Raw genomic sequence first — 1292 nt, 5'->3', positions numbered from 1 at the left:
TTTCCTCGTCCACACCGTGTCGAGATAATGCAGGTAGATGTTCGCCAGCAGAGGAGAGATAACTCCGCCTTGCGGGCTGCCGATGTCCGTCTCGTAGAACACGTCTTCTTTCATAACCCCGGCTGTCAGCCATTTCCGCATCAGCTTAAGGATGCGCCGATCGTTAATGCGCTGTTCGACCAACTGCATCAGTTTACCATGCGGGATGTTATCGAAGTACCCGGTAATGTCTACGTCGACGACCCAGTAAATCTGTCCATCATTAACGGTTTGCCGAATCCTCTCGGTTGCACCATGAGCGCTCCGCTTGGGGCGGAAGCCGTAAGAACAATCCAGAAAGTCAGCCTCGAAAATGGGTTCAATCATCATCTTGGTTGCCATCTGCACGAGTCGATCTCGTACGGTTGGAATCCCTAGCGGTCTTGTCTTCCCATCGCCCTTCGGAATGTCCTTCCGCCGGACGGGTGCGGGGCGGTATTCGCCGCTTCTCACCTGTTCCGCCGTTTCTTCCACAAAGCGCGCTTCTCCATAGACGGTTACGATGTGGTCGATGGTCAATTTGTCCACGCCAGGACTTCCTCCATTTGCTCGGACACGCCTCCAAGCTTCTTCTAACACATCTTTGCGATACACCTTGTCGTACAAGGCATGAAATCTCCGTGATGGGCTTTCCTTAGCTCCAAGGTAGAGGGCTCGTTGAAGTTGTTGAACTTTATGATCTTTCTGCGTCGTTAGCCTTGTTTCGGCATTCACTCGCTCGTACCTCCTCGTTTTCCCATGAACAAAGCGGGGTATTGTCTTTCGACGCCCTTTCCTCCACAAGGTTATGTTGTCCTTGCTTCATCGGTACTATGGCCCCCTCCGACTCCCTTCCCGCGACTCGCCATTTCGCTTTTAGGGCTTATAGGTCTGTCTGTTACGATGCTTTGCCGTCGTGCGGGGGAGGGTCTCCCTAGTTCCGGTTGTACAACTGTATTCACATGCCGATCCCTTTACACCGGAGAGTTCCTCTGTGCTGCTCCAAGTTCCATGCACATTCCTTGGCCTTCATCCTGTCCGTCAGAACTCGGCACTCTCCTGTCCCTTTCAGGTTCTCTTGACGATGCGGCAGGATTCACGTCGGATGTTACGGCCTGTGGATTTGCTTCCCTATGCTTCGCATAGATTTTCGCAGGGCTTCGTCTCGTCCGATCTCTCGGACGTACGCCTGCTAGCTACGAGGCGGCTTGGCCCCTACCCCGACCGGACTTTCACCGGCTAGTTGTACCCAGCTTTGCTAGGCGCGCACGGAC

General features: G+C 53.9%; 1 protein-coding gene. It reads right to left on the bottom strand.

The window, feature by feature from the left end; translation table 11 throughout:
• On the bottom strand, window positions 1-753 hold a 753-nt coding region (locus IDH41_RS31090; protein ID WP_317890855.1), incomplete at its 3' end, for a reverse transcriptase domain-containing protein.
• Window positions 754-1292 lie beyond the last annotated feature (539 nt).

The sequence above is a fragment of the Paenibacillus arenilitoris genome (assembly GCF_014705655.1).
Taxonomy (GTDB): domain Bacteria; phylum Bacillota; class Bacilli; order Paenibacillales; family Paenibacillaceae; genus Pristimantibacillus; species Pristimantibacillus arenilitoris.
The sequence above is the reverse complement of the archived record's forward strand: the minus strand, read 5'-3'. Positions and strand labels throughout refer to the sequence as shown.